Below are 6,788 nucleotides of genomic sequence, written 5' to 3' on the forward strand. Positions count from 1 at the left end.
GCTGGCGCCGGGGTTGCGGCGGGCGCCTCGGCGGGTGCCGCCGTCGCCGGCGTCTCGCGGAACACCAGCCGCTCCCGCCCGATCGCCGGCGCGCCGATGATGGTCCACTCGCCGTCGAGCGAGCCGTCCGCGTTCAGCTGGTAGATCCCCATCCCCGGCCGCTGCGCGAGCCCATAGGTCACGGCGATGGTGCGGCCCGAGGCCATGCCGACGCCCTCGACGATCTGGTTGCCGATCCGCCAGGTGATGTTGAAGGAGTTCATCCCCACCAGCCGGATCTGCGCGAGGCCCGTATAGGGCGTGCCGTCCAGGTTCGTCCCCGTCACCTCGTAGACCCCCTCGCGCTGCGCGAGGGCGGGCGCGGCGACCAGCAGGAAGGCGAGGCTCAGGACGAGGCGACGCATCGGGGCTCTCCAACGGGAGGCGCAGGGAAGGCGGATGCGCCGCCCGGCGTCAACTGGCCCGCGATCGGCGTGAATCGCCGGGCCGACGACGCCCCGGTCACTTCACGATCGCGACCCGCAGCGCATTGGTGGTGCCCGGCGTGCCGAAGGGCACCCCCGCCGTCACCACCACCTCGTCGCCCGTCTTCGCGAAGCCCTCCTGCGCCGCCGCGCGGATCGCCTTCGCGACCATGTCGGTCATCGAATGGAGTTCCGGCGTCACCAGCGGATGCACCCCCCAGACCACGGCCATGCGCCGCGCCGTCCGCTCGCTCGCCGTCAGGCCGAGGATGTGGCAATCCGGCCGCTCGCGCGCCACGCGCAGCGTGGTGGAACCCGTCGAGGTGAAGGTCGCGATCGCCTCCGCCTCGATGGTGTGCGCCACCTGTCGCGCGGCCGCCGCGATCGCATCCGCCGAGCTCTTCTCCGGCACGGGGCGATTCGCGTCCATCAGCGTCCGCCAGCCGCTGTCCTGCTCCACCCGTGCCACGATGCGGTCCATCATGTTCACCGCCTCGTAGGGGAATTGCCCGGCCGCCGTCTCCGCCGAGAGCATCACCGCATCGGCCCCGTCGAACACCGCCGTCGCGACATCCGACGCCTCGGCGCGCGTCGGCGCGGGCGCGGTGATCATGCTCTCCAGCATCTGGGTCGCGACCACGACCGGGCGGCCGAGCGCGCGGGCGGCCCGCACGATGCGCTTCTGCGCCAGCGGAACCTCCTCGGGCGGGCATTCCACGCCGAGGTCGCCGCGCGCCACCATCACGCAGTCCGCCAGCCGCACGATCTCGTCGAGATTCTCGAGCGCCTGCGGCTTCTCCATCTTCACCATGATCCAGGCGCGGCCATCGGCGATGCGCTTCGCCTCCGCCACGTCCTCCGGCCGCTGCACGAAGCTGAGGCCGATGTATTCCACGCCCTGCTCCAGCACGAAGGCGAGGTCCTCGCGGTCCTTCTCGGTCAGCGCCGGGATCGGCAGCAGCACGTCGGGTACGTTCACGCCCTTGCGGTCCGACAGCGCGCCCCCGACCACCACCTCGGTCTCCAGGTGGTCGTCGCGCTGGCGCGTCACGCGCAGCCGCAGCTTGCCGTCGTCGAGCAGCAGCGTCGTGCCGATCCCGGCCGCCGCGATGATCTCCGGATGCGGCAGCTGCACGCGCCGCACGTCGCCCGGCGTGGCCGAGAGGTCGAGCCGGAAGCCCTGCCCGGTCTGCAGCTGCACCCGCCCGGCCTGGAACCTGCCGACGCGCAGCTTCGGCCCCTGCACATCCACCAGGATGCCGATCGGCCGTTCCACCTTGCGCTCCAGCGCACGGATGATGGCGATGCGCTCGGCATGGTCGGCGTGCGAGCCATGGCTGAAGTTCAGCCGGAACACGTCGGCACCCGCCCGGAACAGCCGCTCGATCACCTCGGGCGAGGAGGAGGCCGGGCCGAGCGTCGCGATGATCTTGGTCCGCCGCCGGCGCCGCAGCGGCATGCGGGTCGACGTTCGTGGCGCCGGCCGCGGCGCCTCGGAGGGCGGCAGGACGCCGAGGTCGGGCCGCACCGTTTCCGGCGGCACGCCCAGCGCGCGAGCCACCTCGGACACGCGCTCGTCCGGCACCCGCCTCCACTGGCTGACGGCGGCGGTGGAGATGCCGAGCGCGGTCGCGATGCGGGTCACGGCGCCACGCTGGGCGAGAAGGGCTTCAAGGGTCGGGTCACGCATGCGCGAACCTTAGTGACCTTAAGCGAAACGGACCACAGGAAAGCGAAAGCTTATTTTCGCTAAGTTTCTACTCGCTTCGCCGCAAAGCGTGATCGTCGCGCCGCGCCATGTGTGTGGCGGTCCGGCAACACGCCGAGCGATTTGCGTGGAGCCGTGCGGCCCGCGCGTCACCCCAGCGTTCCGAGGGCACTGCAGGCAACCGGCACGGGTTTGCGCCGGATCCATGTGGGACGATCGGGAGAAGACGATGAGGTTTCGCAACTTGCTGCTCGCCAGCGCCGTCGTGCTGGTCCCGGGGGCCGCTGGGGCGCAGCCCCTGTTCGCGCAGAACCCCAGCCACCTCCGCGGCGTCTACATCGCCGCCGGGGCCGGTTTGAACTGGCTGCAGGAAAGCGACCTGACCTCTCAGGGCGGGCTCCGCAGCGCGCTCGGCGCGGCCGGCGTCGGCCAGACCGGGACCGCCGATTTCGACCTCGGCTGGGTCGGCGTGATCAGTCTCGGCTACGCCTTCGGCAACGGCATCCGTGTCGAGATCGAGGGCAACTACCGGGAGAACAGCATCAACGGCATTTCCGGCTTCAATGGCATCGCCGCGCCGCGGAACCAGGGCGGCGACGTCAGCAGCTACGGCGTGATGGCCAACGTCTTCTACGACTTCGACCTCGGCTGGAACTTCGGCGGCTTCGCCATCGTGCCCTACCTCGGTGCGGGTGCCGGCTATGCCGTGCAGAACTGGGACAATGTGCGCATCAATGCGCCGACGACCGGCCGCTCGGTGACGATCGACGGCGACAACGGCAACTTCGCCTGGCAGGTCATCGCCGGCGCGGCCTTCCCGATCGCGTCCGTCCCCGGCCTCGCCTTCACCGCAGAGGGCCGCTACTTCGCGACCCTCTCCGACGACGTGGATGCCACCTTCGTGTCGACGACGGGGGTGGCCACGCGCCAGGCCGGCTCGGTGGAGGTCGACAACGGCAATTGGAGCCTGATGGTCGGCCTTCGCTACACCTTCGGCGTCGCGCCGCCGCCGCCCGTCGTCGCCCCGGCCCCGGCCGCGGCCCCCGCGCCGGCGCGCACCTTCCTGGTGTTCTTCGACTGGAACCGCGCCGACCTGACGGAACGCGCCCGCCAGATCATCGGCGACGCGGCGACCAACGCGCAGCGCGGCGGCGTCTCCCGCATCGAGGTGTCGGGCCATGCCGACCGCTCCGGCACGCCGCAGTACAACCAGCGCCTCTCGGAGCGCCGCGCCAATGCGGTGGCGGCCGAGCTCGAGCGCCGCGGCATCCCGCGCAGCGCCATCACCATCCAGGGCTTCGGCGAAAGCCGCCCGCTGGTGCCGACCGCCGACGGCGTCCGCGAGCCGCAGAACCGCCGCGTGGAGATCGTGCTCCGCTGACCGCGGGCACGCATCGCGCGACAGGGAAGGGGCGCTTCGGTGCCCCTTTCCGATTCAGCCCACCAGCAGCGCCCGGAAATCGTTGACGTTGGTCAGCGTCGGCCCGGTCTCCACCAGGTCGCCGAGCGCGGCGAACACGCCGAAGCTGTCATGCGCCGCCAGCAGGGCGCGCGGATCCAGCCCCGCCGCCCGCGCACGCGCCAGCGTGTCAGGCGCGGCGATCGCGCCGGCATTGCTCTCCGACCCGTCGATGCCGTCGGTGTCGGCCATCAGTGCCCATATGCCGGGCGCGCCGGCCAGCGCCAGCGCCGCGCCGAGCAGGCATTCGCCGTTCCGCCCGCCGCGCCCGCGCGCATCCCGCGGGATCGTCACCGTCGTCTCGCCGCCCGAGAGCAGGACGCAGGGCGCGGCGGCGGGATGACCATGCGCGCGGGCGGAGAGCGCGATGCCGGCCAGCACCTTGCCGACCTCGCGCGCCTCGCCTTCCAGCGCGTCGCCGAGGATGACGGGCACGAGGCCGCGGCCGCGCGCCGCCTCCGCCGCCGCCCGCAGCGCCAGCATCGGCGTCGCGATGAAGCGGTAATCGGTGCCATCGAGCCGCTTCGGCGTCTCGTCCTCGGCCCGTGCCAGATGCGCCACGACCGCCTCGGGCAGCGCCATCCCGTAATGCGTGACCAGCGCGCGCGCATCGGCGAAGCTCGTCGGGTCGGGCACCGTCGGCCCGGATGCGATCGAGGCCGGGTCGTCGCCCGGCACGTCGGAGATCGCGAGCGTCACGACGCGCGCCGGCTGCGCGGCCAGCGCCAGCCGCCCGCCCGAGAAGGCCGACAGATGTCGCCGGATGCAGTTCATCTCGTGGATGGTGGCGCCCGAGGCGAGCAGCGCCCGGTTCACCGCGATCAGGTCCGGCAGCGTGAGCCCCGGCGCCGGCAGCGTGGTCAGCGCCGACCCGCCGCCCGAGACCAGGAACAGCACGAGGTCGTCCCGGCTCAGCCCCGCCACGGCATCCAGGATGCGCCGCGCCGCCGCTGCTCCGGCGGCGTCAGGCACCGGATGCGAGGCCTCCAGCACCTCGACCCGTCGTGTCGGGTGCCCGTGGCCGTAGCGGGTCACGACGACGCCCGAGAGTGGCGCATCGGGCCAGGCGGCCTCGACCGCCGCCGCCATCACCGCGGCCGACTTGCCCGCGCCGACCACCACGACCCGCCCCTTCGGCCGCTCCGGCAGGTGCCGCGCCAGCACGACGCGCGGATCGGCGCTCGCCACCGCGGCGTCGAACATCCCCTTCAGCGCCGCGCGCGCGGCCTCGTCCGTCCAGCCCATCGGCCGACTATGGCGAAGACGCGGGGGATGGGCCATCTACCGCGCGAAGGAGACCACCCATGCCCGTGCCCGAGATGGACAAGGCCACGCAGACCGAGCTGGAAGCCGCCGCCTTCCGCCGCCTCGTGCAGCACCTGCGCGAGCGGACCGACGTGCAGAACATCGACATGATGAACCTGGCCGGCTTCTGCCGGAACTGCCTGAGCAAATGGTACCGCGCCGCGGCGGAGGAAAAGGGCATCGCGCTGTCCGACCCCGATGCGCGCGAGATCGTCTACGGCATGCCCTACAAGGAGTGGCAGGCGCTGCACCAGAAGGAGGCGACCGCCGAGCAGAAGGCGAAGTTCGCCGCCGCCAACCCCGGCCATTGATCGTGCCGCCGAAGCGTGGCACGACCCGCGCCCTTCGCATGGGGAATGAGCGGGTGAGCGACAGCGACCTTCAGGAAGCCAAGGCCAGCCGCGACCGCCAGAAGGCGGATCCGGAGGCCGATGTGGGCGGCATCGCCGCCGACCGGCTCCGCTCGATCGTCGAGCGCATCGAGCGGCTGGAGGAGGAGCGCAAGGCGCTCGCCGGCGACATCAAGGACATCTACGCCGAAGCCAAGTCCGCCGGCTTCGACGTGAAGGTGCTCCGCCAGATCATCAGCCTGCGCCGCAAGGAACCCGCCGAGGTGGAGGAGCAGGAGACGCTGCTCGACCTCTACCGCCGCGCGCTCGGGATGTAGCGCCGGGTCGGGCAGGCGTCTCGCGCGCGGCCCGGCCAGTCCACAACCAGCCAAGCCCGCGGCGCGGGCGCCGGCGCTTGAGGCATGAAGAGATGTTCTACGAAGCCGGCACGCATCGCGCGGCGGGGCTGCCGCATGATCCGCTGAAGGCGATCGTCGCACCGCGCCCGATCGGCTGGATCTCGACGCTGGACGGGCAGGGGCGCGCCAACCTCGCGCCCTACAGCTTCTTCAACATGATCCAGACCACGCCTGCCATCTGCTGCTTCGGCAGCGACGGCTGGAAGCACACGGCGGCCAATGCGATCGCGTCCGGCGAGTTCGTCGTGAACCTCGCCACCCGCCCGCTCTTCGAGGCGATGAACGCCTCCTCCGCCGCGCTCTCCGACGGCGAGAGCGAGTTCGAGCATGCGGGGCTCGAGCGCGCGGCCTGCCGCCTGGTGAAGCCGCCGCGCGTCGCGGCGAGCCCGGCCTCGCTCGAATGCCGCGTGGTGCATGCGATGGAGCTGAAGGACGTGGATGGCCGCGCGACCGGCGGTCACCTCGTCATCGGCCAGGTGGTCGGCGTGCACATCGCCGACTGGGCGCTGAAGGAGGGCCGCTTCGACATGCTCGCCGCGCGCACCATCGCGCGCTGCGGCTACCGCGACTACACCGAGGTGACGGAGCTCTTCTCCGCCCTCCGTCCCACCGATGGCGGCAGCTACGCGCCCGGCCAGCGCGACCTCTGAGAATTGCCCACGAGACCGCTTCGCAGTCTCGCGGGGACCCCGTTCCGGTGCCTGACTCTCGACGCGACGCCGCGGCGTCGCCCCAGTTCCCAGGCCGGGTTCAACGCGCGTAACGCCTCGCGCGCCGCGCCACGACGAGCAGCAGCGCCGCGGTGACCAGCGGCGCGACCGGCAGGCCGATCGACAGCGCCAGCGGCCGCGCGACCAGCGCCAGCACGAAGCCCGCCGCCAGCGCCGGCTTCTCCCAGGGCAGGAAGCCCGTCCGCAGCGCCTCTGCCGTCACCCAGGCGAGCGGCAGGCCGAGCAGCAGCAGGTCGTAGTCCAGCAGGAAAGGGCTCATCAGCGGCGTCGCCGCCGCAGCCACCGCCAGCGTCGCGACGCCCGAGGCGGACCGGCGCAGCGCCGCCCCGACCAGCGCCGCCGCCGCCAGGGCCGACAGTCCCAGCGCCGCCCA

At 72.4% G+C, this 6,788-nt stretch carries 7 protein-coding genes and 1 pseudogene; 4 read left to right on the forward strand and 4 right to left on the reverse strand.

Annotation, left to right across the window (positions count from 1 at the left end; translation table 11 throughout):
* On the reverse strand, positions 1 to 404 hold a 404-nt coding region (locus L2I40_RS16185), incomplete at its 3' end, for a hypothetical protein (protein ID WP_237216230.1).
* A 97-nt stretch (positions 405 to 501) separates the two neighbouring features.
* On the reverse strand, positions 502 to 1,923 hold the full coding sequence (pyk, locus tag L2I40_RS16190; RefSeq protein WP_237216236.1) for a pyruvate kinase: 1,422 nt from the start codon (positions 1,921 to 1,923) through the stop codon (positions 502 to 504).
* A gap of 478 nt (positions 1,924 to 2,401) precedes the next feature.
* On the opposite strand from pyk, the gene L2I40_RS16195 reads away from it, so the two are divergent.
* Positions 2,402 to 3,553: an OmpA family protein gene (locus L2I40_RS16195; protein WP_237216231.1), complete on the forward strand. Its 1,152-nt coding sequence runs from the start codon at positions 2,402 to 2,404 to the stop codon at positions 3,551 to 3,553.
* A 54-nt stretch (positions 3,554 to 3,607) separates the two neighbouring features.
* On the opposite strand, the gene L2I40_RS16200 is transcribed toward L2I40_RS16195, so the two are convergent.
* The gene (locus tag L2I40_RS16200) at positions 3,608 to 4,876 is read right to left on the reverse strand and encodes a glycerate kinase type-2 family protein (RefSeq protein ID WP_237216232.1); all 1,269 of its coding nucleotides are present in this window, start codon (positions 4,874 to 4,876) and stop codon (positions 3,608 to 3,610) included.
* 59 nt (positions 4,877 to 4,935) lie between these two features.
* Here L2I40_RS16200 and L2I40_RS16205 point away from each other — a divergent pair, with 59 nt between their 5' ends.
* The 3 genes from L2I40_RS16205 to L2I40_RS16215 all read left to right on the forward strand — a co-directional run bounded on the left by L2I40_RS16205 (position 4,936) and on the right by L2I40_RS16215 (position 6,334).
* A complete protein-coding gene (locus tag L2I40_RS16205; protein WP_237216233.1) occupies positions 4,936 to 5,247 on the forward strand; it encodes a DUF1244 domain-containing protein in 312 nt (103 codons plus the stop codon).
* A 53-nt stretch (positions 5,248 to 5,300) separates the two neighbouring features.
* Complete coding sequence (locus L2I40_RS16210) at positions 5,301 to 5,603, forward strand: DUF2312 domain-containing protein (RefSeq protein WP_237216234.1); 303 nt, start codon at positions 5,301 to 5,303, stop codon at positions 5,601 to 5,603.
* Positions 5,604 to 5,695: 92 nt separating this feature from the next.
* On the forward strand, positions 5,696 to 6,334 hold the full coding sequence (locus L2I40_RS16215; protein WP_237216235.1) for a flavin reductase family protein: 639 nt from the start codon (positions 5,696 to 5,698) through the stop codon (positions 6,332 to 6,334).
* A 100-nt stretch (positions 6,335 to 6,434) separates the two neighbouring features.
* Here the strand turns inward: L2I40_RS16215 and L2I40_RS16220 are convergent.
* Positions 6,435 to 6,788: pseudogene (locus L2I40_RS16220) on the reverse strand (hypothetical protein); the annotation flags it as partial.

Origin of the sequence: Falsiroseomonas oryziterrae (assembly GCF_021864505.1) — a bacterium.
Classification (GTDB): domain Bacteria; phylum Pseudomonadota; class Alphaproteobacteria; order Acetobacterales; family Acetobacteraceae; genus Falsiroseomonas; species Falsiroseomonas oryziterrae.

Coding starts and splice junctions, on each gene's coding strand:
- L2I40_RS16200 (WP_237216232.1), bottom strand. CDS start 4,876: ATGGGCTGGACGGACGAGGCCGCGCGCGCGGCGCTGAAGGGGATGTTC.
- L2I40_RS16205 (WP_237216233.1), top strand. CDS start 4,936: ATGCCCGTGCCCGAGATGGACAAGGCCACGCAGACCGAGCTGGAAGCC.
- L2I40_RS16195 (WP_237216231.1), top strand. CDS start 2,402: ATGAGGTTTCGCAACTTGCTGCTCGCCAGCGCCGTCGTGCTGGTCCCG.
- pyk (WP_237216236.1), bottom strand. CDS start 1,923: ATGCCGCTGCGGCGCCGGCGGCGGACCAAGATCATCGCGACGCTCGGC.
- L2I40_RS16215 (WP_237216235.1), top strand. CDS start 5,696: ATGTTCTACGAAGCCGGCACGCATCGCGCGGCGGGGCTGCCGCATGAT.